22 protein-coding genes are annotated in these 22,254 nt (G+C 67.1%); 8 read left to right on the forward strand and 14 right to left on the reverse strand.

Annotation, left to right across the window (positions count from 1 at the left end):
• The 5 genes from ABGA94_RS14935 to pdhA all read right to left on the reverse strand — a co-directional run.
• The coding region (locus ABGA94_RS14935; protein WP_375367672.1) for a hypothetical protein at positions 1-635 on the reverse strand (635 nt) is incomplete at its 3' end.
• Between the two features lie 268 nt (positions 636-903).
• The gene (locus ABGA94_RS14940; RefSeq protein WP_111129224.1) at positions 904-2,298 is read right to left on the reverse strand and encodes a dihydrolipoamide acetyltransferase family protein; all 1,395 of its coding nucleotides are present in this window, start codon (positions 2,296-2,298) and stop codon (positions 904-906) included.
• The gene (locus ABGA94_RS14945; protein ID WP_005411349.1) at positions 2,295-2,648 is read right to left on the reverse strand and encodes an SH3 domain-containing protein; all 354 of its coding nucleotides are present in this window, start codon (positions 2,646-2,648) and stop codon (positions 2,295-2,297) included. The genes ABGA94_RS14940 and ABGA94_RS14945 overlap by 4 nt, the downstream gene beginning before the upstream one ends.
• Before the next feature lies 1 nt (position 2,649).
• Complete coding sequence (locus ABGA94_RS14950; protein WP_005419896.1) at positions 2,650-3,717, reverse strand: alpha-ketoacid dehydrogenase subunit beta; 1,068 nt, start codon at positions 3,715-3,717, stop codon at positions 2,650-2,652.
• Positions 3,710-4,792 carry a pyruvate dehydrogenase (acetyl-transferring) E1 component subunit alpha gene (pdhA, locus tag ABGA94_RS14955; protein WP_134956059.1) on the reverse strand — a complete coding sequence of 361 codons (1,083 nt, stop codon included), beginning with the start codon at positions 4,790-4,792 and terminating at the stop codon, positions 3,710-3,712. The genes ABGA94_RS14950 and pdhA overlap by 8 nt, the downstream gene beginning before the upstream one ends.
• A 335-nt stretch (positions 4,793-5,127) precedes the next feature.
• On the opposite strand from pdhA, the gene ABGA94_RS14960 reads away from it, so the two are divergent.
• The 4 genes from ABGA94_RS14960 to ABGA94_RS14975 all read left to right on the forward strand — a co-directional run bounded on the left by ABGA94_RS14960 (position 5,128) and on the right by ABGA94_RS14975 (position 9,681).
• A complete protein-coding gene (locus ABGA94_RS14960; RefSeq protein WP_005419892.1) occupies positions 5,128-6,003 on the forward strand; it encodes a tryptophan 2,3-dioxygenase in 876 nt (291 codons plus the stop codon).
• A gap of 181 nt (positions 6,004-6,184) precedes the next feature.
• Positions 6,185-7,684, forward strand: a complete 1,500-nt coding sequence (locus ABGA94_RS14965) for a peptide MFS transporter (protein ID WP_375367663.1) — start codon at positions 6,185-6,187, stop codon at positions 7,682-7,684.
• A 19-nt stretch (positions 7,685-7,703) separates the two neighbouring features.
• A complete protein-coding gene (locus tag ABGA94_RS14970) occupies positions 7,704-8,309 on the forward strand; it encodes a thioredoxin family protein (protein WP_375367665.1) in 606 nt (201 codons plus the stop codon).
• A 232-nt stretch (positions 8,310-8,541) separates the two neighbouring features.
• Positions 8,542-9,681, forward strand: a complete 1,140-nt coding sequence (locus ABGA94_RS14975; RefSeq protein ID WP_065197055.1) for a hypothetical protein — start codon at positions 8,542-8,544, stop codon at positions 9,679-9,681.
• An 81-nt stretch (positions 9,682-9,762) separates the two neighbouring features.
• Here the strand turns inward: ABGA94_RS14975 and ABGA94_RS14980 are convergent, their stop codons facing one another.
• Positions 9,763-10,254, reverse strand: coding sequence for a MarR family winged helix-turn-helix transcriptional regulator (locus tag ABGA94_RS14980; protein ID WP_005419884.1), 492 nt, complete (start codon positions 10,252-10,254; stop codon positions 9,763-9,765).
• 129 nt (positions 10,255-10,383) lie between these two features.
• Here ABGA94_RS14980 and hppD point away from each other — a divergent pair, with 129 nt between their 5' ends.
• Both hppD and hmgA read left to right on the forward strand, forming a co-directional pair.
• Positions 10,384-11,496, forward strand: a complete 1,113-nt coding sequence (gene hppD / locus ABGA94_RS14985; protein WP_181453257.1) for a 4-hydroxyphenylpyruvate dioxygenase — start codon at positions 10,384-10,386, stop codon at positions 11,494-11,496.
• Positions 11,497-11,581: 85 nt separating this feature from the next.
• Positions 11,582-12,880, forward strand: a complete 1,299-nt coding sequence (gene hmgA, locus ABGA94_RS14990; protein ID WP_111129228.1) for a homogentisate 1,2-dioxygenase — start codon at positions 11,582-11,584, stop codon at positions 12,878-12,880.
• A gap of 84 nt (positions 12,881-12,964) precedes the next feature.
• Here the strand turns inward: hmgA and ABGA94_RS14995 are convergent, their stop codons facing one another.
• Positions 12,965-13,492, reverse strand: a complete 528-nt coding sequence (locus tag ABGA94_RS14995) for a hypothetical protein (protein ID WP_375367668.1) — start codon at positions 13,490-13,492, stop codon at positions 12,965-12,967.
• A gap of 125 nt (positions 13,493-13,617) precedes the next feature.
• Between ABGA94_RS14995 and ABGA94_RS15000 the strand changes: the two genes are divergently transcribed.
• Together ABGA94_RS15000 and ABGA94_RS15005 are read left to right on the forward strand one after the other, a co-directional pair.
• Complete coding sequence (locus ABGA94_RS15000; RefSeq protein WP_005419872.1) at positions 13,618-14,274, forward strand: hypothetical protein; 657 nt, start codon at positions 13,618-13,620, stop codon at positions 14,272-14,274.
• A gap of 72 nt (positions 14,275-14,346) precedes the next feature.
• Positions 14,347-15,312, forward strand: coding sequence for a sodium:calcium antiporter (locus ABGA94_RS15005; protein WP_375367670.1), 966 nt, complete (start codon positions 14,347-14,349; stop codon positions 15,310-15,312).
• Positions 15,313-15,399: 87 nt separating this feature from the next.
• Here ABGA94_RS15005 and ABGA94_RS15010 read toward each other — a convergent pair whose 3' ends face one another.
• The 7 genes from ABGA94_RS15010 to ABGA94_RS15040 all read right to left on the reverse strand — a co-directional run bounded on the left by ABGA94_RS15010 (position 15,400) and on the right by ABGA94_RS15040 (position 22,140).
• Complete coding sequence (locus tag ABGA94_RS15010; protein ID WP_005419868.1) at positions 15,400-15,789, reverse strand: Na+/H+ antiporter subunit G; 390 nt, start codon at positions 15,787-15,789, stop codon at positions 15,400-15,402.
• Positions 15,786-16,070: a K+/H+ antiporter subunit F gene (locus tag ABGA94_RS15015; protein WP_005411334.1), complete on the reverse strand. Its 285-nt coding sequence runs from the start codon at positions 16,068-16,070 to the stop codon at positions 15,786-15,788. The genes ABGA94_RS15010 and ABGA94_RS15015 overlap by 4 nt, the downstream gene beginning before the upstream one ends.
• The gene (locus ABGA94_RS15020; RefSeq protein ID WP_005419867.1) at positions 16,067-16,573 is read right to left on the reverse strand and encodes a Na+/H+ antiporter subunit E; all 507 of its coding nucleotides are present in this window, start codon (positions 16,571-16,573) and stop codon (positions 16,067-16,069) included. The genes ABGA94_RS15015 and ABGA94_RS15020 overlap by 4 nt, the downstream gene beginning before the upstream one ends.
• A complete protein-coding gene (locus ABGA94_RS15025) occupies positions 16,570-18,105 on the reverse strand; it encodes a monovalent cation/H+ antiporter subunit D (protein WP_095378393.1) in 1,536 nt (511 codons plus the stop codon). The genes ABGA94_RS15020 and ABGA94_RS15025 overlap by 4 nt, the downstream gene beginning before the upstream one ends.
• Positions 18,102-18,494: a Na+/H+ antiporter subunit C gene (locus ABGA94_RS15030; protein WP_005419863.1), complete on the reverse strand. Its 393-nt coding sequence runs from the start codon at positions 18,492-18,494 to the stop codon at positions 18,102-18,104. Before ABGA94_RS15030 ends, ABGA94_RS15025 begins: the two co-directional genes overlap by 4 nt.
• A complete protein-coding gene (locus ABGA94_RS15035) occupies positions 18,494-21,322 on the reverse strand; it encodes a monovalent cation/H+ antiporter subunit A (RefSeq protein ID WP_053497699.1) in 2,829 nt (942 codons plus the stop codon). Before ABGA94_RS15035 ends, ABGA94_RS15030 begins: the two co-directional genes overlap by 1 nt.
• Before the next feature lie 332 nt (positions 21,323-21,654).
• Positions 21,655-22,140: a DUF962 domain-containing protein gene (locus tag ABGA94_RS15040; protein WP_069138712.1), complete on the reverse strand. Its 486-nt coding sequence runs from the start codon at positions 22,138-22,140 to the stop codon at positions 21,655-21,657.
• Between the last annotated feature and the right edge of the window lie 114 nt (positions 22,141-22,254).

Raw genomic sequence — 22,254 nt, forward strand, 5'->3', positions numbered from 1 at the left:
TTCCGAAGGAACTCCCTCATGACCGCCAGGATGACTTCTACTGACGCTGGTTTCGTCAGAGCCCTGTAGAAGTGGTCGGCGTATGCACAGCAAGCTTCGTGAGTGACCGCAGCATCCGATAGCGTTGCCAGCGTTGAGATCCAGACGTCAGCATCCAGCGGCGTAGCCGGTTTGGCATGTCCTTGTTGATCAGCATTGGGGATGACCGCGCGGACGATTGGCTCGCCGTTGCGCCATGACCGCAGGCGGGCGTCGATAATTGCGTACACCTGCTCCTGTTTGTCCCACATGGCGTCCGGAGAAGGCATGGCGTCTTCGGGGAACAACGAGAAGAAGTCCGAAAAGTAGGGAGCGGCCATGCAGAAGTAGCGAACGGTGAACTCCAGCAATTCCGGGTCGAACGCAGCGCCGGGGATTTCGTCCTGGAAGGCGCCTTCGATGCATGCCAAGGCATCTGCTGGCGAGGGGGCGGCTGCCACCGTAGAGCCGACCGATGCGTCAAGGAAAGCGTGATTTCGGGCGAGCCAGCGCAGGAAGATGATGCCAAGGACCCAGTTCGTGTCTGACGGATCCTCATCCCTCGTCAACCGTAGGAAGAATGGAGAGGCGCGGAAAAAATCATTGCCCGCCTTCATGAATTCTTCGAGTGTGGGTGGTGTCTCAATCACGGAAGTTCGACGTCTGCAGAGAGGCTCAATGCTATTGAGCTGCTCTTGGGAATCCATGCAACTATTCTCAAAATGCTCCGTTGGGCTTTTAACCGACGGTCGGATAGCCCAGTAGATCCCCGCCATGCGTGGATGGAGCGCGACGGAGCGGGCACAAAAAAACGCCGGGCTGTGCCCGGCGTTTTTCCAGTTCATGTGCCAACCAACGGTTGGCACCTACCGGTCAGGTGGCCGATCAGCTGGCCAGCGCCAGGTCGTCCATCATCGCGCGCAGGAAGCGGGCGGCTTCACCACCCGTAGCCGCGCGGTGGTCGAAGGTGACCGACAGCGGGATTACCTTGTGCGCTTCCACGCCGCCCATCACCGGGGTCATCTGGTGGCGGGCACGGCCGGCACCGACGATGGCCACGCACGGCGGCACCACGACCGGGGTCGCGTAGCGGCCGGCGAACATGCCGAAGTTGGACAGCGAGATGGTGTAGCCGCTCAGTTCCGAGGCGGCGATCGAACGCGATTCCACCTGCTCGCGCAGGCGATTGACGCCTTCGCGGATGCCGCGTGCATCGAGCATGTCGGCATTGCGCAGGGCCGGCACGAACAGGCCGTCGTCGGTGTCCACGGCGATGCCGATGTCCACCTGGGCGTGCAGGGTGCGGGTCAGCGCTTCACCGTCGAACCAGGCGTTCATGGCCGGCACCTTCTGTGCGGCAACGACGATGGCGCGAACCAGGCGGGCGGTGACGTCGTTGCCCGGCAGCCAGGCGTGGATGTCGGCGTCGTCGTTCAGCGTGGTCGGCACGACCTTGCTGTGCGCGTCGGCCATGACGCGGGCCATGTTGCGGCGCACGCCCTTCAGCGGTTCCGGCTGGCCCTTGGCGACCACGCCCGGCGGCTGGGTGCGCATCGGCTTGCCGGCGGCGGACAGCGGAGTGCGGGCTTCGCTCTGCACCGGGGCAGGTACCTGCCCCGGGGCCGGCGCGGCATACGCGGCGACAACCGGTGCCGGGGCGGCGCCGAGTTTGGCGGTGCCGTTGGCGGCGGCCTGCTTGACGTCGGCCATGGTCACCGCGCCATCGGTGCCGGTAGCGGCCACGCGGCTCAGGTCCACGCCCAGCTTGCGCGCCATCGCACGCACGGCCGGCACGGCCTTGACGCCACCGACGGCCAGCGCCTGCTCGGCGTGCACGGCATTGGAGCTCTGCATCGCGCCGACCACGGTACCGGCGTCATCGCGCTCGGCTGCGGCGGGCTTGGCGTCCTCGGCGGCAACCGGAGCGGCCGCAGCCGGCAGCGGCGGCGGGGTCGGTGCGGCAGCCGGCGCCGCCGGTGCGGTGTGACCATGGCTGTGGCCGGTGTCCTGGCCATCGGCGCGCTGCGGCAGGTTCGGGTCCAGTTCGAAGCTGGCCAGCACCGAACCGGTCGGGATGATGTCGCCGGCAGCGCCGGACAGCTTCAGCACCTTGCCGGAGAACGGCGAGGGCACTTCCACCACGGCCTTGGCGGTCTCCATCGACACCAGCGGCTCGTCCAGCTTGATCACATCGCCTTCCTTGACGAACCACTCGACGATGGTCGCGTCCGGCAGGCCTTCGCCCAGGTCGGGCAGGTTGAAGTTCTTGGTCTGGCTCATTTGCAGTTCTCTTCCAGCAGTTCCAGTTCGCGGGCCGGCAGCCAACCCGTCGCGCCATTGGCGCGCTCGGACCACCACCACCCGCCGTGTTCGTGATGAAGCTTCACCATCTCGCCGCTTTCCACATCCAGCTCGCGGGCGTCGTAGTCGCACAGGGCTTCGGCGCGACCCTCGTCCAGCAGCTGCAACCAGGCGATGGGCGCCCATCCAGCGCGCCCATCGTTGGTGCGTACCCAGGCAAACGCCGGCCATTCCTCGTCACGTACACCTACTTCGACGATCTGGCCGGTGTGGAACCGGAGCGGGTTGGGATACTGGCTGCGGTAAGCCCCCAGAAGGCGGGCCCGCATGTCAGCCGGCCGCCACCGCGCGCTTGGCCGCCGCCACGATCCGCTCAACGCTCGGCAGGTACTTCATTTCCAGGCGGAACAGCGGAATGTGGGTGTCGTAGCCAGTGACGCGCTCGACCGGGGCCAGCAGGTCGTAGATCGATTCCTCGGCCAGGCGCGCGGCGATCTCGGCGCCGAAGCCCGCGGTCTTCGGGGCCTCCTGCACGATCACGCAGCGGCCGGTCTTGGCCACCGATTCGGCGATGGTGGCGAAGTCCAGCGGGCGCAGCGTGGCCACGTCGATGACTTCGGCACTGATGCCTTCCCCGGCCAGCTTGTCGGCCGCTTCCAGGGCTTCCTTCACCTGCGCGCCCCAGGTCACCAGGGTCACGTCGGTGCCGTCGCGCAGCACGAAGCAGACGTCCAGCGGCAAGGCTTCGCCGTCGTTGACGACCACTTCCTTGTACTGGCGGTAGATGCGCTTGGGCTCCATGTAGATCACCGGATCCGGCTCGCGGATCGCGGCCAGCAGGAGGCCGTAGGCACGCTGCGGCGACGACGGCAGCACCACGCGCAGGCCCGGCACGTTGGTGAAGATCGCCTCGTTGGCTTCGCTGTGGTGTTCCGGCGCGCGGATGCCACCGCCCCACGGCACGCGCAGCACCATCGGGCAGTGCAGGCGGCCACGCGTGCGGTAACGCAGGCGTGCGGCGTGGCAGACGATGTGGTCGACCATCGGGTACATGAAGCCATCGAACTGGGCTTCGGCCACCGGCTTCATGCCTTGTGCGGCCAGGCCGATGGTCAGGCCGGCGATGGTGGTTTCGTCCAGCGGGGTGTCGAGGATGCGGTCCGAGCCGAAGCGCTGCTGCAGGCCGGCAGTGGCGCGGAACACGCCGCCGTTGACGCCCACGTCCTCGCCCAGCACCAGCACCGACGGATCGTGTTCCAGCTCCCAGGCCAGCGCCTGGGTGATGGCTTCGATGAGGGTGATCGGGGTGGTGGTCATGCTGTCATCTCCGCGCGCGACTGCAGCGCTGTCGGCGGCGTTGGTGTGCGCGCCGGGCGCGCCGTTCTTGATCTCATCCATGGCGCTTCTCCAGGGCGATCGCCTGGGCACGCTGGGCCAGCAGGTCCGGCGGCGGATCGGCATACAGGAAGTCGAACATCGCCTCGACCGGCTGCACCGGCGTGTTGAGGTACAGGTTCACTTCCTCGTCCACGCGCGCGCCGCACTCGGCGGTCCAGGCGGCTTCTTCTTCCTCGCTCCACACCCCGGCGTTGATCAGGTACTTGCGCAGGCGCAGCATCGGCTCGCGCTGCCAGGCATCCTTCACTTCGGCATCGTCGCGGTAGCGGCGCGCGTCATCAGCGGTGGTGTGGTCGGACAGGCGGTAGGTCATCAGTTCCAGCACGGTGCCACCGTCGCCGGCCAGCGCACGTTCGCGCGCCTGTTCCATTGCCGCCAGCACCGCGATCAGGTCGTTGCCGTCCACCTGCAGGCAGTGCAGGCCGCCCGCCAGGCCCTTCTGCGCCAGCGTTTCGGCACCGGTCTGGGCCGAACGCGGCACCGAGATGGCCCAGCCGTTGTTGACGATGCACAGGATCAGCGGCAGCTTGTAGGCGCCGGCCGAGTTCAGTGCCGCGTAGAAGTCGGTCTTGGAGCTGCCACCGTCGCCGCACACGGCCACGGCGATCTGCGGTTCCTTGTTGAGCTTGAACTTCAGCGCGGCACCTGCCGCATGCAGGCACTGGGTGGAAATCGGCACGCAGAACGGGAAGTCCTTGGCCGCGTTGCCGCCGTAATCGTTGCCGCGTTCGTCGCCGCCCCAGTACATCAGCACGTCGTGCGGGCGCACGCCACGCATGAACATCGCGCCATACTCGCGGTACGAAGGCGCGAACACGTCGTCCTTCTGCATCGCCGCGCCGATACCCACGTGCGCGGCTTCATGGCCCAGGCAGGCGGCATACGTGCCGAGCTTGCCGGTGCGCTGCAGCGCGATGGATTTGCTGTCGAACGTGCGTACGAACAGCATCTGCTTGAACAGCGGTACCAGGACCTTGGGGTCGCGCAGCGACACTGGCAGGTCGTCACGGACGAGCGTGCCGTCCGTGTCCAGGTACTGCAGGTATTCGATCTTGAATTCAGCGGCAACCGTCATTGCGTACTGCACCTTCGACAGAGAAGTTACAAATGATATGAATCGCCATGTTAAGGAACGCGTACGGAATAGCCTTCCTGCGCCGCAACACGGAGATTCCCCGTTTTACCCCTGCCGGCGGGTGGGGGGCCAATAACAACAACGTATTCAGTCGTTGCTGCAAAGCATCAGAATACGCCTCTGGCTGACTGCCGGTACAACGGCGCGGACGGTTCCACGCGCAGGCCGGTGGTCGGCCGATGCTCCACGGCCAGCCGCACGCCCCGGTATGGACCGGGCGGCTGCCAGCGCGGCGGCAACGCGCTACCCTTGCCGCCCCCGATCTGGTCCCGCCCATGTCCGTCGACAACAACCAACGCGATCTCGAAGCCGGCATCCACACCGACCTGCAGGGACGCCTGACCTACGGCGGCTACCTGCGGCTGGACCAGCTGCTCAGCGCGCAGCAGCCGCTGTCCAGCCCGCCGCACCATGACGAGATGCTCTTCATCATCCAGCACCAGACCTCGGAGCTGTGGCTGAAGCTGCTGGGCCATGAGCTGCGTGCCGCAATCGGCTTCCTGCAGCGCGATGAAGTCTGGCAGTGCCGCAAGGTGCTGGCGCGCAGCAAGCAGGTGCTGCGCCAGCTGACCGAGCAATGGTCGGTGCTGGAAACGCTGACCCCGTCCGAGTACATGGGCTTCCGCGACGTGCTGGGCCCGTCGTCGGGCTTCCAGTCGCTGCAGTACCGCTACATCGAGTTCCTGCTGGGCAACAAGAACGCGCAGATGCTGCAGGTGTTCGAGCATGACCCGGCCGGGCAGGCGCAGCTGCGCACCGTGCTGGAGGCGCCCAGCCTGTACGAGGAATTCCTGAAGTACCTGGCCCGCTTCGGCCATGCCGTGCCGGCGGTCTACGAGGCCCACGACTGGACCCAGCCACACGTGGCCGACGACGCATTGCAGCCGGTCTTCGAGCGCATCTACCAGGACACCGACCGCTACTGGCGCGAGTATGCGCTGTGCGAGGACCTGGTGGACCTGGAGACGGCTTTCCAGCTGTGGCGATTCCGACACATGCGCACCGTGATGCGGGTGATCGGCTTCAAGCGTGGCACCGGCGGTTCGTCCGGCGTGGGCTTCCTGGCCAAGGCGCTGGAACTGACCTTCTTCCCCGAGCTGTTCCAGGTGCGCACCAGCCTGCAGGCCGCGCCCCCGGCAGCGCTGGGCTGATCCCCATTCAGCTTGGTTCCCGGCCTGCGGCTGGATCGTTTCAGATGCAAGTTCAGGGAGCAGGCTGCCACCTGCCTCAAACGGCGTGTATTTGACGTGAACGCCAGAAGTCGGTGATCCTCGCGCGTTGCTCCAACTGCACAGCGGACGTGCTCGTCATCCACCGAACCAGGAAATCCGCATGAGCGTAAACGCCACTGCGAACACCCCAGAGCCGGCACTGCCGGACTTCAAGACCACGCTGGGCCACCCGCGCCCGTTGTGGATGCTGTTCATGACCGAGTTCTGGGAACGCTTTGCGTTCTACGGCATCCGCTGGGCGTTGGTGCTCTACATCGTTGCCCAGTTCTACAACGGCAGCGCTGCCGGTGAAGGCGACGCCAGCCGCATCTATGGCGCCTACCTGGCCCTGGTGTACGCCGCGGCCATCTTCGGCGGCTACGTGGCCGACCGGGTACTGGGCTACCAGCGCTCGATCCTGACCGGCGCGATCATCATGGCCGCCGGCCTGTTCATGATCTCGCTTCCGCAGGAGCACATCTTCAAGCTCGGCCTGGCCACGATCATCGTCGGCAACGGTCTGTTCAAGCCCAACATCTCGACCATGGTCGGCAAGCTGTACGGCCTGAAGGACGAGCGCCGCGATTCGGGCTTCACCATCTTCTACATGGGCATCAACATCGGCGCGATGATCGCCCCGGTGCTGACCGAGTACCTGGCCCGCAAGGTGTTCGGTACCGATGCGATGCCGTCCTACAAGGTCGTGTTCATCGCCTCGGGCGTGGGCATGCTGATCTCGCTGGTGTGGTTCTACATCGGTCGTGCCGGCCTTAAGGGCATCGGCGCACCGCCGGTCGGCGCGGAAGGTTTCGGCCGCATCATCATGGTGCTGTCCGGTGCCGTGGTCGCCATCCCGGTCGCGTACTTCCTGCTGGCCACCGGCGCCACCGCGCTGGCCTGGATCCTCGGCGCGATGTTCACCGCGCTGGCCATCCTGCTGCTGGTCGAGGGCATCCGCGAAGGCAAGGTGCAGCGCGACCGCGTGATCGCCATGCTGATCATCTTCGCCTTCAACGTGATGTTCTGGATGTTCTTCGAGCAGGCCGGCAGCTCGTTCACCTTCCTGGCCGAGAACATCGTCAACCGCCAGTTCGGCAGCTGGACCTTCCCGACCGCGTGGTTCCAGTCGGTCAACTCGGTGGCCATCATCACCCTGGCCCCGGTCATCGCCTGGATCTGGGTGGCGATGGGCCGCGCCAATCCGTCCATCCCGCGCAAGTTCGGCCTGGGCCTGCTGTTCAACGGCGCCGCCTTCGCGCTGCTGATGTTCGCCCTGTCGCAGATGGTGGTGGACGGCAAGATCCCGTTCTGGACCCTGTTCATGGTCTACGTCATCCAGTCGGTGGGTGAGCTGTGCCTGTCGCCTATCGGCCTGTCGATGGTGACCAAGCTGGCCCCGGTGCGCTTGGTCGGCTTCGGCATGGGCGGCTGGTTCCTGTCCACCGGCATCGGCAACAACCTGTCGGGCATCTTCGCTGGTGTGGTCAGTGGTGAAGGCGGCATGACGGTCGAGTCGGCCCTGAAGGGGTATACCTTCGGGTTCTGGGCCCTGATCGGCTCCGGCGTGGTGCTGTTCCTGATCGCCCCGCTGATCAACAAGCTGATGCACGGCGTCAAGTAATGAAGCGAGGGTAGAAGGCATGCGCAGCAAGCTCGGTGGTGCAATGGTGGTGGTCTGTGCGGCGCTGATCGGCGCCTGTTCCCAACCGCAACCGCCTGCCACCGCCGAGCCCACGCAGCCCCTGGATACCCGGCCCACCGAGCCGCCGGTCGCTGACCCCAGCGAACCGGTGGCCTCGGGCAACACCCCGGTGGCGGCGGACATTGCCGCCATCGCCGGGCTCGGCGCGCAGTTCGACCCGGCCCGCGACCCCGCCGATGACCTGGCCACCGCCAAGGTGGAAGCCCAGCGCGGCAAGAAGCGCATCCTGCTCGAGATCGGCAACGTCGCCTGCGATCACTGCCGGGCGCTGGACGAAATGGTCGAGGGCAACGGCGACCTGCGCCGCTTCCGCGACGCCCACTACGTGTGGGTGAAGGTCAACGCCAGCGACGAACAGCCCAACACGGCCTTCTTCGCCCAGTTCCCGGTGATGGAGCGCGACTACCCGCACCTGCTGGTACTGGACGCCGATGGCAGCCTGCTGGTCTCGCAGGCCACCGGCGAACTGCGCAGGGGCGAAGCCTTCCAGCCTGCGCGGGTGAGCGCGTTCCTCAAGCAGTGGGCACCTGATAAACCGGAGTAGGGTAGTGCCGGCCGCTGGCCGGCAGCTGTGGTGGGGGCCGACCGCTGGCCGCCTACCCCGGTGGGTGCCGACCGTTGGTCGGCACTGACATCGGGTCGCATCCACGCCTTGCGCGGATCTACTGCGCGCCCCGTCACACTCTCTGAATCCGTGTCTCAACTTCACCGTGAGCACGCCGTTACCGGCAAGGACTTCAGTCGACGCCCCGTCGACGCAACCTACCGGAACGCCCATGCACAGCGACCACGCCGAACGATTGCCCGAACCTGCCAGCCACCTGGCCGAGGGTGGGGCAGGCGAAGGCGTGACCCTGCCGGCGCAGGAAACCCTGTTGGACGACGCCGGCACCGGCGAGGAAACCGTCGAACTGGCACCACCACGCCACCGCCTGCCGCAGATCGCGCTGCCCGACAACGTGGTGCTGAAGGGCGCGGTGCAGAATCTGGTCGAGCAGAAGGCGCGGCTTGATGCGCTGGCGGCCGAGGGCCAGCTGGCCGGGCTGCTGCCGCCGGAATGGCAGGGCCATGGCGCGCGCGCGATCGAGCTGTCCACCTTCATCCAGGGCGTGCTGCCGTTCCTGCAGACCGGGGAGCGTGGCGAAACTGCGCCTGCCCGCCTGCCGGTGCGGCACGTGCTGGGGGATGACAGCCGATGGGGCCTGGAGGATGTCGCCGAGCCGAAGTCGTTGGCGTGGTACCTGGCCAGTGATGAGCGCGCCACTGCGGGCAGCAAGGACGCGGCGGAGGCGTACCTGGTGGGTGCGCTGGGCCTGGCGTGGATGCAGGAAGGGCGCAGCCGCCCGGGCTTCCTGCGTGCGATGGGCCAGGACAGTCTGGCGGCGCGGGTGACCATGCTGGGTTATCCGCCCGCCAACGAACTGGCGCTGTACAACGTCACCGCGCATGGACAGCCGCAGATCTGGTGCGTGCATGGCCGCCGCCGCATGCGCCCGCTGGTGGCGCCGTGGCTGAGCGTGCCGCTGCTGACCGCTTACGGCGTGCCGGCCCCGGTGGCGTGGCCGTCCAGCTTCCCACCGGTGGAGGCCGTGGCCGAACTGCTGGCGACCGTCCGCCCGGGGCGCGCGCTGCCGGAAGTGGATCTGGGCAAGGTAGTGGCGAAGATCGCCGAGGATGCCGCGTCCGACGCCTGGCAACCGGTCAGCCTGCTGCAGCTCAATACATGGTCACCGCGCTGGCATTTCTTCCTGGGCACCTTCGTCGGCCTGCCGTCGCTGCTGCTGGTGGCTGCGGCGCTGGCGCTGCCCGGGGCCGTCGAAGCCGCCACGGTTGCCGCCTCGCTGGGCTTCGCCGGCGGCGCCATCGCAGCACTGGCCGTGCCGTGGATCCACGCACGGCGCAAGCACCTGAGCTGAAAAAAGGGGACGGAGGGGATTAAGTCGTTTCAGGCACACCTGTGCTCATTACGACTTAATCCCCTCCGTCCCCTTTTTCTTTCAGACCCCTTCGCCCATCCGCTCCAGGCCTTCGCCGGCCAGGCGCAGGATCAGCTTTTCCAGCACCTGCTCTTCCTCCTCGCTCAGCACCGACATCAGCTTGCGGGTGATCTCGATCACCATCGGCGCGATGGTCTCGTACACCTCGAAACCGGCGGCCGACAGCGCCAGTACCGAGCGGCGGCGGTCGTCGCCATGCGTCTCGCGCTTGATGAAGCCGCGCTCCAGCAGGCGGGCCACGGCGCGGCTGACCGCCACCTTGTCCATCGCCGTGCGGTCGGAGACCTCGCTGGCCGAGGAGCCCGGGTACAGCGCCAGGATGGTGATCACCCGCCACTCGGGGATCGCCAGACCGTAACGATCGCCGTACAGCTTGGCGATGTTGCCGCTGACCCGGTTTGACAGCACGCTCAGCCGATACGGCAGGAACTGTTCCAGGTCGAGCAGGACGTGCGAGGCACGCAGGCGGGTCGAGGCGGGATCGGGGCTCATGTTGCGGTGCACCTTGCTGGTGGTTTCAAGTGTAACTATAAGGGGTAGGTCCAGACCCTGCATTCTCGCCGGGTCCCTACCTGCCCGCACCTGGTTTGTACCGATGCGGTACCGATTCGGAGCCACGCCATGAATACCGCAGTCCCGACCGCCTCGCACCCCAACCCCGGCATGCAGGTCACCACCTTCGAGAACCCGATGGGCATCGACGGTTTCGAGTTCGTCGAATTCGCCGCCCCGGCCGGCCGCGGCCAGGAGCTGCACGAGTACTTCCGGAAGATGGGCTTCAGCGCGGTGCTCAAGCACAAGCAGCGTCCGATTACCGTCTATCGCCAGGGCGACGTCAACTTCCTGGTCAATGAAGACCCCGATTCGTTCGCCGCCGACTTCGCCGAAAAGCACGGTCCGTGCGCCTGCGGCTTCGCCATCCGCTTCAAGAAGCCGGGCCAGGAGGTCTACCAGGCCGCGCTGGGCAACGGCGCCGAAGCCATCGCCTTCAAGCCGGACAGCAAGGCGGTCAGCGCGCCGGTCATCAAGGGCATCGGCGACTGCATGCTGTACCTGGTCGACCGCTACGGCGCGGCCGGCAGCGTCTACGACGGCGACTACGAGCCGATCGCCGGTGCCGACCTGCACCCGGTGGGCTTCGGCCTGACCTTCATCGACCACCTGACCCACAACCTGTACTTCGGCAACATGCAGCAGTGGTCGGACTACTACGAGCGCCTGTTCAACTTCCGCGAGATCCGCTACTTCGACATCAAGGGCCTCAAGACCGGCCTGGTGTCCAAGGCGATGACCGCGCCGGACGGCATCGTGCGCATCCCGCTGAACGAATCGTCCGACCCGAAGAGCCAGATCAACGAGTACCTGGACGCGTACAAGGGCGAGGGCATCCAGCATATCGCCTGCTTCACCGAGAACATCTATGAGACCGTTGAAGCGATGCGCGCGCAGGGCGTGGACTTCCTCGACACGCCGGAGACCTACTTCGACGTGATCGACCAGCGCGTGCCGAACCACGGTGAAGACGTACCGCGCCTGGCCAAGAACAAGATCCTGATCGATGCCGATCCGGAAACCCACCAGCGCAAGCTGCTGCAGATCTTCACCCAGAACTGCATCGGCCCGATCTTCTTCGAGATCATCCAGCGCAAGGGCAACGAGGGCTTCGGCGAAGGCAACTTCACCGCGCTGTTCGAGAGCATCGAGCGCGACCAGATCCGCCGCGGCGTGCTGTAAGGTCTGCAGGCAATGTCGGCTTCCGGTTGACATTGCCTGTCCGAATGGTAGTGCCGGCCGCTGGCCGGCCATCTCTGGAGTTCCCATGTCCCCCGCCATCATCGCCCGCGGCTACCAGTCCGGCTTCGGCAACGAATTCGCCACCGAGGCCGTCGCCGGCGCGCTGCCGGTCGGGCAGAACTCGCCGCAGAAGGTGGCCCACGGCCTGTACGCCGAACAGTTGACCGGCACCGCCTTCACCGCGCCGCGTGGCAGCAATCGCCGCAGCTGGCTGTACCGGATCCGCCCGGCGGTGACCCATGGCGAGTTCACTCCGTTCGCGCAGTCGCAGCTGCAGTGTGATTTCGGCGCACAGCCGCCTTCACCGAACCAGCTGCGCTGGAGCCCGCTGCCGCTGCCGGAGCTGCCGACCGACTTTGTCGAAGGCCTGTACACGATGGGTGGCAACGGCTCGCCCGACGCGCATGCCGGCGTGGGCATCCACCTTTACGCTGCCAACCGCGACATGGTCGGCCGCTACTTCTACGACGCCGACGGTGAACTGCTGATCGTGCCGCAGCTGGGCGCACTGCGCCTGCTGACCGAGCTGGGCGTGATCGAGATCGAGCCGCAGCAGATCGCAGTGATTCCGCGCGGCGTGCGCTTCCGCGTCGAGCTGCCGGACGGCCCTAGTCGCGGCTACATCTGCGAGAACTACGGTGCGCTGCTGAAGTTACCCGACCTGGGCCCGATCGGTTCCAACGGACTGGCCAATCCGCGCGACTTCGAGACCCCGCACGCAGCGTTCGAGGACATCGACGGTGACTTCGAGCTGATCGCCAAGTTCGAGGGCCGCCTGTGGCGTGCGCCGATCGACCATTCGCCGCTGGACGTGGTGGCCTGGCACGGCAATTACGCGCCGTACCGCTACGACCTGCGCCGCTTCAACACCCTCGGTTCGATCAGCTACGACCACCCGGATCCGTCGATCTTCCTGGTGCTGCATTCGCCCAGCGACACGCCGGGGACCAGCAACATGGACTTCGCGATCTTCCCGCCGCGCTGGCTGGTGGCGCAGAACACCTTCCGCCCGCCGTGGTTCCACCGCAACATCGCCAGCGAGTTCATGGGCCTGGTGCATGGCGCCTACGATGCCAAGGCCGAAGGCTTCGTGCCGGGTGGCGCGTCGCTGCACAACTGCATGAGCGGCCACGGCCCGGACGCGCCGACCTTCGACAAGGCGTCCAATGCCGATCTGTCCAAGGCGGACGTGATCAAGGACACGATGGCCTTCATGTTCGAGACCCGCGCGGTGATCCGCCCGACCGCACAGGCGCTGGCCGCCGGCCACCGCCAGGGCGACTACCAGCAGTGCTGGAACGGCCTGCGCAACAACTTCCGCTGACCCGAAAAAGGGGACGGAGGGGATTAAGCCGCAATCAGCACACGTGTGCTTGAAACGACTTAATCCCCTCCGTCCCCTTTTTCTTCAGGCCACCTCGGCGAACGCGTCGCAGTGCTCCAACGGCAGCGCTTCCAGCAGGCGTTGGCGTACACGCTGGCAATAGCCTTCCGAAGTCAGCCCGGGCAGCATCCGCATCGCCAAGTGCAGCACCTGCAGCACTTCACTTTCGGCGCGTGCCTGCTGCAGGTCGCGGAACAGCGCCGCCGCCTGCGGGTGGCGCTGCATTTCCAGGATGCCCAGCACATAGATGCGCGCGGACACCAGCGAGCGGCGGCGTTCGACCGCAGCAGCTGCGGCAGGTGTCGCGGGCTGCGGCTCTACCGTGGCTGCCGGCGGCGGTGGCGGGGCTGCGGCACCGGTGCCGGTGCTCAGGTAGCCGGCCTGCACCAGCTGGATGACCATCGCGGGCGCATCCTGGCCGAGCAGACCGGTCAGGTCGGTGATGCTGCGTTGGCCGTCGCACAGGATCAGCAACCGGCGCTGGCGCATGTCCAGCGGCGCGCGATGGGCCTGCAGCGCGGTTCGGGCGAGTTCGGTCTTGCGCGGTTGCATGGAAGGGACAGCCAGGTCGGTGCACGCCGAGCCTGAACGAGGGCGATGAAACCGCGATGACAATGCAGCCTCTGCACGCGCGCTGCGCTAGCGTGCAGCTACCTTCGTGCCAGGGAACCGCACCGATGAAGCACCTCCCGATTGCTGGTCTGTTGCTCCTTTCGCTCGCCGCCTGCAGTGGCGGCCCCGACAAGCAGGGCGCCGCCGGCAGCGGCAGCGACACCCCGGCGGAAACCGCCTCGGCGACCGGTCCGGCCCAGTCGACGGATCCTGATCTGGCGGCCCGCCCGGCGAACGACCTCCGCAAGGACAGCCCGGCGCGCCTGGACGGCTTCGCGGGTGCGAAGCTGGGCACCGGCATCGCCGAAGTCCGCAGTGGTTTTGGCACGCCACTGCAGGGGCTGGGCACCGATGCCGCCGGCAAGCCGCTGTCCGCCGACGACGGCAACGACGGCTGCTACTTCCTTCGCCCGCAGGATGCCGAAGATCCGCGCCTGATGATCGAAGGCCGCAAGCTGGTGCGCTACGACGTGCGCAGCGCCGCCATTACCGCCCCGGGCGGCGGCAAGGTCGGCATGACCCTGGGCGAGCTGCAGGTGCTGTATCCCGAGCGCGCTGACGTCGGTCCCGACAAGTACGACGAGAAGGCCCAGCACCTGCGCGTGCGGCCGGCGCAGGAGGGCGGGGCAGTGATCGACTTCGCGCTCGGTGCCGATGGCCGGGTGGGGGCCTGGCGGGTCGGGCAGACCCCGCAGGTCGACTATGCGGAAGGCTGTGGCTGATCCTTGATCCATCGCCCAGCCATGCGCTCGGGCCAAGCGTAGAATCGCGCCACCACTGCTGGGGAGTGCTCGATGATCGCCATTGCCATTGCCTGGTTCCTGCTCGGCCTGCTGCTGCTGGCACTGGGCGGGGACTCCATCGTCAAGGCCGTCTCTGGCCTAGCCCAGCGCTTCGGGGCCAGCCCGTTCACTGCCGGGCTGCTGCTGCTCGGCGTGACCACCTCGTTGCCGGAACTGGCGGTCAACGCACGTGCGCTGGCGGTCGGCCAACCGGAGCTGGCACTGGGCAATGCAGTGGGCAGCAGCATCGTCAATCTGGGCTTGACCCTGGCGGTGGCCGCCGTCGCCGCCCCCCTGCTGCTGCGCGCGCGCCTGCAGGCGGTGCTGTGGTGGTCGCTGCTGGCGGCCGCCGTGCTGCTGATCCTGTTCGGCCTGGATGGTCACCTGGTGCGCTGGGAAGGCGGCGTGCTGGTGGCGGGCTTCATCGTCGTGCAGGTGCTGCTGCTGCGCCGCGGCCGCGTCGAGAGCGCCGAGGTGCAGGCCGCCATCGCCGAATCCGCGCTGAGCCGCACCAGCCTGCCGTTGAACGTGCTGCGCGTGTTGATCGCCGCACTGACCCTGTACTGGGGCGCGCGCCTGGTGGTGGGGGCTGCCGCCGATTTCGGTGCCGCACTGGGCTGGACGCCGTTGCTGGTCGGCCTGCTGCCGGTGGCGATCGGCACCGCACTGCCCGAGGTGGCCACCGCCATTGCCGCCTCGCGTCGCGGGCATGGCGACATGGTGCTCGGCCACGTGCTGGGTTCCAGCGTGGTCAACCTGCTGCTGGTGATCGGCGCGATGGCGATGTTGCAGCCGTTGGCCTTGCCGGCCTCGTTCGTGCGCCTGGAACTGCCTGCGCTGTTGGCGTTCGCGCTGGTGCTGTACCCGATACTGCGCGGCGACCTGAAGATCAGTCGTGGCGAAGGCGGGATCCTGCTGGTCGCGTTCGTAGGCTGGTTCGTGCTGGAGCTGCTGCTGGTCGGCGCACCGGCGTTGTAGATCCACGCCATGCGTGGATGCAGTCGATTTCGTGCCGACCAACGGTCGGCACCCACGGGGCGTCACCCTGCCGGCCAGCGGCCGGCACTACCGGTTCTGCGTGGTTTCTTCTTCCCGCACCGGTTCCGGCGGCGGCAGCTGCTCCTCGGCGGCCGGCTCGTTGCCCGGCAGGCTGGGGCGGGTTTCCATCAGCAGCGACAACGCCGCCTTGGCCATCATGTGCGCGCTGATCGGTGCGGTGATGAACAGGAACACGGTGATCAGCAGCTCGCGTGGCTGCGGGTCCTGGCCGAGGAAGATGTGGTAGCACACCGAGCACACCAGCACGCAGCCCACGCCCAGCGTGCTGGCCTTGGTCGGTGCGTGCAGGCGCTTGAAGAAGGTGGACAGCTTCACCAGGCCCAGTGCGCCGACCAGGATGAAGAAGCAGCCGAACAGCAGCAGGATCGACAGGACGATCTGGATCGCGGTGATCATTCGACGATGTCCCGGCGCAGCACGAACTTGCTCAGCACCACGGTGCTGCCGAAGCCGAGCATGGCGATGATCAGCGCCGCCTCGAAGTAGATCGGCGAGTTGAGGTACATGCCGAACAGCATCAGCTCAGCGATCGCGGTCACCGACAGCGTGTCCAGCGCGAGGATGCGGTCGGGCACGGTCGGCCCGCGCAACAGCCGCCAGGTGGCCAGCAGCATCGCCAGGCCGACCACGTGCATGCACACCACCAGGGTGGTCTGGATGACTTCAAAACCGGTCATGGGAAGATCTCCATCAACGGCGCCTCGTAACGGCGCTTGATCGTATCGATCAGGTCCTGCGGGTCCTCCAGGTGCAGCACGTGCACCAGCAGGTACTTGCGGTCGTCGCTGAGCGCGGCCGAGACCGTGCCCGGGGTCAGCGTGATCATGCTGGTCAGCGCAGCGATGCCATGGATGTTGGCAATGTCCAGCGGCAGCCAGATGAAACCGGGGTGGATGTTCTTCTCCGGCCCCAGTACCTGCAGGGCGACACGGATGTTGGACATCAGGATGTCCCACAGGGTCACGCACAGCAGTTTCGGCAACGGGCGCAGGGTGCCGATGCGGGCGAACTCGCGGTCCAGGCGTGCGGCGAACAGCGGCACCACCACGCCCAGCAGCAGGCCCAGCACGATCTGGCCAAGGGTGAAGCTGTCGGACATCAGCAGCCAGAACGCCACCACCATGATGCTCAGCATCGGCGACGGAATCAGGCGACGGAACAGGGAGCGCTGGGCGGTCATGGCTGGCGGATCTCCGGTGCAGTCGCACGCAGCTGCTGCACGTACTCGCTGGGGTGCAGCAGCTGCGCGGCGGTGGCGTCGGTGTAGCGCATCAGCGGTGCTGCGGCCAGGGTCATGCCGATGCCGTAGGCCAGCAGGATGCAGGCCGCGTACAGCTCGACCCGGCGCAGCCGCGCCTTGCGCGGTACCGGCGCTTCCGGATCGACCGGTGGCACGCGCCAAAACAGGCGGATGCCCCCCCGGGTCAGGCCCATGATCACCAGCAGGCTGCTGACCAGAACGGCGGTCCAGACCGGGCCGGTGTACTGCGCCGGCATGCCGGCCAGCAGCGCAGCCTTGGCCAGGAAGCCGGACAGCGGCGGCAGGCCGGCCACCGACACCGCGCCGATCAGGAACAACACGGCGGGCGTCTCCTTGCCTGGCATCGGCGCGACCACTTCCTTGCGGTCGCTGGCGCCACCGCGACGGCGGCGGATCAGGTCGGCAACCAGGAACAGCGCGGCAGCGACGAAGCTGCTGTGTGGCAGGTAGTACAGGCCAGCCGAGAGCACCTGTGGCGTGCCCACCGAGAAGGCGATGAACAGCGTAGCCGCCGACACGATCACCAGGTAGGAGATCAGTACGCGCAGGCGGGTCGCGGCCAGCGCGCCGAGGCCGCCCAGCACCAGCGTCGCGACGCCGGCCCACAGCAACCAGTCGCGGCCATAGCCGGCCATCGCGCCGGCATCGTCGCCGAACCACAGCATCTGGATGCGCAGCACCGAGTACAGGCCGACCTTGGTCATGATCGCGAACAGTGCGGCCACGGCGGCCGGCGCGCGCGAATAGGCTTCCGGCAGCCACAGGTACAGCGGCATCAACGCGGCCTTGGCGCAGAACACCAGCAGCAACAGGCCCATCGTCGCCTTCACCAGGGTCAGCTGTGCCGGCGGTACCTCGGCGATGCGCTGCGACAGCTCGGCCATGTTCAATGAGCCCAGCGAGGCATACAGCAGGCCCAGCGCGACCAGGAACAGGGTCGAGGCGGTGACGTTGAACACCACGTAGTGCAGGCCGATGCGCATGCGGAGGCCGCGGCCACCACTGAGCAGCAGGCCGTAGGAGGCGATCAGCATCACTTCGAAGAACACGAACAGGTTGAAGATGTCGCCAGTCAGGAACGCACCGTTGAGACCGACCAGCTGGAACTGGAACAGCGCATGGAAGTGCGGCGCGCGGCGGTCCCAGCCCGAGCAGGCGTGCAGCAGGCAGGGAATGGCCAGCAGCAGGGTGGTCAGCAGCATCCACGCCGACAGCCGGTCGGCCACCAGCGCGATGCCCAGCCGCGACGGCCAGTCGCCAAGCAGGTAGACGTTGATTTCACCACTGGCCGTGGTGGCAAACAGCAACCCGACCGCCAGCGCCAGCGCCGACAGCGCGGTCCAGGCCACCGCCCGCTGCACCCTGGGGCCATAGCGGCGGTGTTCGACGAACAGCGACAGCGCCGCACCCAGCAGCGGAATCAGGATCGGCAGGATCACCAGGTGGTTCATGCGCGGTCCTCGCCCTGGCGCGGCGGCACGCGCTCATCCTGCAGGTCGTCATCCGGCTCGTGGGCATCCACGTGGTCGCTGTGGTTGTCGCTGCGGCTGCGCATGGCCAGCACAATGCTCACCGCGGTCATCGCAAAGGCGATCACGATCGCGGTCAGCACCAGCGCCTGTGGCAGCGGGTCGGTGTAGTTGCCCAGGTGGCTGTCCACGCCTTCCTGCAGCACCGGCGCCTTGCCCAGCACCACGCGGCCGCCGGCGAAGATCAGCAGGTTGGTGGCGTAGGACAGGAAGGTCATGCCGAGGATCACATCGAAGCTGCGCGCACGCAGCAGCAGGTAGATGCCGATGGCGGTCAGCACGCCGATCGCGGTAGCCAGGGCCAGTTCCATCAGTGCATCTCCCCGGTGCGTGCCGAGCGGCGTTGCAGGTCGATCTCACCCTTGCGGGCGGTGCGGGTTCGCGACGGCTTGATCGTGCCCATCATCGACAGCATCAGCATGGCGCCGCCGAACACCACCAGATAGACGCCGATGTCGAAGCCGATTGCGCTGGCCAGCGGTACGTCGCCGATCAGCGGCAGGTGCAGGTCGAGATGGCCGCTGGTCAGGAACGGCACGCCGAACAGCATCGAGGCGCTGCCGCTGAGCAGGGCGATCAGCAGGCCCATGCCGATGCAGCGGATGTAGTCGAAGCCGAAGCGCGACTCCACCGATGCAGTGCCTTGGATCACGTACTGGATCAGCAGCGGCACTGCCAACACCAGGCCGGCGATGAAGCCGCCACCCGGTGCGTTGTGCCCGCGCAGGAACAGGAAAATCGACACGGTCAGGGTCAGCGGGAACATGATCTGCGCCAGGTCGGCTGGCACCGGCAGCTTGATCGGCGGGCCGGGCATGATCTGCTCCGGTGCCATCCGCGTACGCCGCAGCAGCGCATGCACCACCAGCGCGGCGATGCCGAACACGGTGATCTCGCCGAAGGTATCGAAGCCGCGGAAGTCGACCAGGATCACGTTGACCACGTTCTGGCCGTAGGCCTCGGGCAACGCGCGGGCGAGCAGCTCGCCGGCCATGGTGTTCGGCGGCAGGGTCATCGCCGAATAGGCCAGCGCGCCAAGCCCGGCACCGGCGATGATCGCGATCACCGCATCGCGGCGCTTGCGCCAGCGCGGCCGCTCCGGGCCGGACTGCGCAGGCAGGTAGTTCATGCCCAGCAGCATCAGCACCAGCGTCACCATCTCCACCAGCAGCTGGGTGAGGGCCAGGTCGGGCGCGGACAGGAACACGAAGGTCAGCGCCACCATCAGGCCGACGCCGCCGACCAGCAGCACCGCCAGCAGGCGCTGCTTGTAGATGCGCAGGGTGGCGACCGCGCAGGCCATCATCACCAGCCACAGGGCCCAGCCCAGCAGCGGAATCGGCTGCGGCGCGGTCCAGTTCGGCGAGGCTGGGTTGGCCACGAACGGCGCAGCGGCAACCACGATCGCCACCAGCACCAGGCCCAGCAGCATGCGCTGCAGGCTGCCATTGGCGATGCCATTGGTCAGGCGCATCGCCAGCGCGGACACGGCGTCCAGCTGGGCGTGGAACACATTGCGGCCCGTGCTGACATTGGTCACGGCATGCAGGTTGATCAGCCTGCGCAGGCCGAAGTACAGCGCCACGCCACCGACCACGCCGATCGCGCTCATCGCCAGCGGCAGGTTGAAGCCGTGCCACACCGCCAGGCTGTATTCGGGCATGGCGGTGCCGAGGATCGAGGCCGCAGCGGCGTGCAGCACCGGCGCGACGGTCAGTGCGGGTGCCACGCCCACCGCCACACAGATCACCACCAGCAGCTCCACCGGCACCTTCATCCAGCGCGGCGGCTCGTGGGGCACGCGGTCCAGGTCGTGCGGGCCAGCGCCGAAGAAGGTGTCGTGCACGAAGCGCAGGCTGTACGCCACGCCGAACACGCCTGCCAGCAACGCCGCGATCGACACCGCCGTGCGCATGATGCCCGGGCCGCCGGCCGTAATCGCTTCGGCGAACAGCATTTCCTTGGACAGGAAGCCGTTGAGCAGCGGGATCCCGGCCATCGCCAGCGAGGCGATGATCGCCAGCGCGCTGGTGAACGGCATCAGCCTGCGCAGCCCCCCCAGCTTGCGCATGTCGCGGGTACCGGTTTCGTGATCGATGATGCCGGCGGCCATGAACAGCGAGGCCTTGAAGGTGGCGTGGTTGAGGATGTGGAACACGCCGGCGACCACCGCCATCGGCGTGGACAGGCCGAACAGCAGGGTGATCAGGCCCAGGTGGGAAATGGTCGAGTACGCCAGCAGGCCTTTCAGGTCGTGCTGGAAGATCGCGTTCCAGGCACCGATCAGCAGGGTCAGCGCGCCGATGCCGCTGACCGTATAGAAGAACAGGTCGCTGCCGGCCAGCGCCGGATGCAGCCGCGCCAGCAGGAACACGCCGGCCTTCACCATGGTGGCCGAGTGCAGGTAGGCCGAGACCGGGGTCGGCGCTGCCATCGCGTGCGGCAGCCAGAAGTGGAACGGGAACTGCGCGCTCTTGGTGAAGATGCCGGCCAGCACCAGGAACAGGGCGTACGGGTACAGCGTGCTGGCGCGGATCTGCTCGCCGGCGGCCAGCACCACATCCAGGTCGAAGCTGCCGACGATGCGGCCGATCAGCAGCACGCCACCGAGCAGGGCCAGGCCGCCGCCGCCGGTGATCACCAACGCCATGCGCGCGCCTTCGCGTGCGTCCTGGCGGTGCGACCAGAAGCCGATCAGCAGGAACGAGCTGATGCTGGTCATCTCCCAGAAGATCATCAGCAACAGCAGGTTGCCCGACAGCACCATCCCCAGCATGGCGCCCATGAACAGCAGCAGGTAGCAGTAGAAGCGGTGCGCGTTGTCCTGCTGGCTCAGGTAGTAGCGCGCATACAGCACCACCAGGGCGCCGATGCCGAGCACCAGCCCGGCGAACATCCAGGCCAGCCCGTCCAGGCGCAGGGTGAAGTCCAGCCCGATCTGTGGAAGCCAGGGGACCAGGGTGCGGACCACCTGGCCATCGAGTACCGCCGGGGTCAGCCAGCCGAGGATGGCCAGCCCGCCCAACGGCGCCAGTGCCGCCAGCCAGGCAGCAGTCGAGCGCGAACTACGGGGGAAGGCCGCAACAGCCGCTGCCATCAGGAACGGCAGGGCCAGCAGCAGGGGCAGGCTGGGGAGCATGCAGGGAATCCATGATTCACGAGCAGGTCAGGGAGAATAACAGGCTGCGAAATGTCGCCGAAACCCATCGAACAGCGATCAATTGCATGTAACGTTCGCTGATTCATTTTTTCTGCGGCGCAACATCACGTTCCTGCGGTCCCTCCCGGGTTGCTCTCGGGGGACACCCTACGCCCACGCAGGGAGACCGCAGGCCCTGTCGCACAGGGGCTGCCGTCAACGGACGGGAAGCGGGGAGCGAGTCACCGGCGCAGGCTGGCAGGGCCACCGTGGAGTGTGGGTGATGGAATTCGCCCGTTCAGGAAACGACGGCCGCTGTCGGCCGCCCGCGATCAGTAGCGCCAGTCGAGCTTGCGATAGAACTTCGCCATCACCCAGGCCGGGCCGATCAGCAGGTAGGTCAGGTCGGTCAGGAAGCTGGGCTTGCGACCCTCGAACGTGTGGCCGATGAACTGCGCGATCCAGGCCGCCACGAACACGCCCACCGCCAGCCAGCGCAGCGCATGCAGGCCGATCTCGGCCTCCAGCAGGCGGCACAGGCAGCCAAATACGAAGAACTGGACGAGCATGCCGATGCCCAGGGGGCGCGACAGCTTGTTGTAGAAGCACCAGGCGCTGAACATCGCGAACGCCGACCAGATGCCGTACTGGAACCAGGTGATCAGCGGCGGCAGGCACCACAGCAGGGCCACCACCGACCACAGGATCGCCGGCACCGCCACCACGTGGATGCGCTGGTTGATCACGTTGCGGTGGTCGTCGGAGTAGCTGGCGAAATAGCGGTCGATCGGCCGCGCAAGCTCGGTGGATGTCTGCATGCGGCCAGCATACTCCCGCCGGGCCCGTCAGTAGAGCCAGGCCATGCCTGGCTGCAGGTGTTCGTCGACGTTGCCGGCCAGCGGCCGGCACTACCGAACGCGCCCCCCCCCGTT

Origin of the sequence: Stenotrophomonas sp. 3diitr2024, assembly GCF_042136455.1 — a bacterium.
GTDB lineage: Bacteria > Pseudomonadota > Gammaproteobacteria > Xanthomonadales > Xanthomonadaceae > Stenotrophomonas > Stenotrophomonas sepilia.

Coding starts and splice junctions, on each gene's coding strand:
- ABGA94_RS14950 (WP_005419896.1), bottom strand. CDS start 3,717: ATGGATGAGATCAAGAACGGCGCGCCCGGCGCGCACACCAACGCCGCC.
- ABGA94_RS15010 (WP_005419868.1), bottom strand. CDS start 15,789: ATGATCACCGCGATCCAGATCGTCCTGTCGATCCTGCTGCTGTTCGGC.
- ABGA94_RS15030 (WP_005419863.1), bottom strand. CDS start 18,494: ATGGAACTGGCCCTGGCTACCGCGATCGGCGTGCTGACCGCCATCGGC.
- ABGA94_RS14940 (WP_111129224.1), bottom strand. CDS start 2,298: ATGAGCCAGACCAAGAACTTCAACCTGCCCGACCTGGGCGAAGGCCTG.
- ABGA94_RS14960 (WP_005419892.1), top strand. CDS start 5,128: ATGTCCGTCGACAACAACCAACGCGATCTCGAAGCCGGCATCCACACC.
- ABGA94_RS14970 (WP_375367665.1), top strand. CDS start 7,704: ATGCGCAGCAAGCTCGGTGGTGCAATGGTGGTGGTCTGTGCGGCGCTG.
- ABGA94_RS14995 (WP_375367668.1), bottom strand. CDS start 13,492: ATGCAACCGCGCAAGACCGAACTCGCCCGAACCGCGCTGCAGGCCCAT.
- ABGA94_RS15040 (WP_069138712.1), bottom strand. CDS start 22,140: ATGCAGACATCCACCGAGCTTGCGCGGCCGATCGACCGCTATTTCGCC.
- ABGA94_RS14945 (WP_005411349.1), bottom strand. CDS start 2,648: ATGCGGGCCCGCCTTCTGGGGGCTTACCGCAGCCAGTATCCCAACCCG.
- hppD (WP_181453257.1), top strand. CDS start 10,384: ATGAATACCGCAGTCCCGACCGCCTCGCACCCCAACCCCGGCATGCAG.
- hmgA (WP_111129228.1), top strand. CDS start 11,582: ATGTCCCCCGCCATCATCGCCCGCGGCTACCAGTCCGGCTTCGGCAAC.
- ABGA94_RS15015 (WP_005411334.1), bottom strand. CDS start 16,070: ATGACCGGTTTTGAAGTCATCCAGACCACCCTGGTGGTGTGCATGCAC.
- ABGA94_RS14975 (WP_065197055.1), top strand. CDS start 8,542: ATGCACAGCGACCACGCCGAACGATTGCCCGAACCTGCCAGCCACCTG.
- pdhA (WP_134956059.1), bottom strand. CDS start 4,792: ATGACGGTTGCCGCTGAATTCAAGATCGAATACCTGCAGTACCTGGAC.
- ABGA94_RS14980 (WP_005419884.1), bottom strand. CDS start 10,254: ATGAGCCCCGATCCCGCCTCGACCCGCCTGCGTGCCTCGCACGTCCTG.
- ABGA94_RS14965 (WP_375367663.1), top strand. CDS start 6,185: ATGAGCGTAAACGCCACTGCGAACACCCCAGAGCCGGCACTGCCGGAC.
- ABGA94_RS15020 (WP_005419867.1), bottom strand. CDS start 16,573: ATGACCGCCCAGCGCTCCCTGTTCCGTCGCCTGATTCCGTCGCCGATG.
- ABGA94_RS15000 (WP_005419872.1), top strand. CDS start 13,618: ATGAAGCACCTCCCGATTGCTGGTCTGTTGCTCCTTTCGCTCGCCGCC.
- ABGA94_RS15005 (WP_375367670.1), top strand. CDS start 14,347: ATGATCGCCATTGCCATTGCCTGGTTCCTGCTCGGCCTGCTGCTGCTG.
- ABGA94_RS15025 (WP_095378393.1), bottom strand. CDS start 18,105: ATGAACCACCTGGTGATCCTGCCGATCCTGATTCCGCTGCTGGGTGCG.
- ABGA94_RS15035 (WP_053497699.1), bottom strand. CDS start 21,322: ATGCTCCCCAGCCTGCCCCTGCTGCTGGCCCTGCCGTTCCTGATGGCA.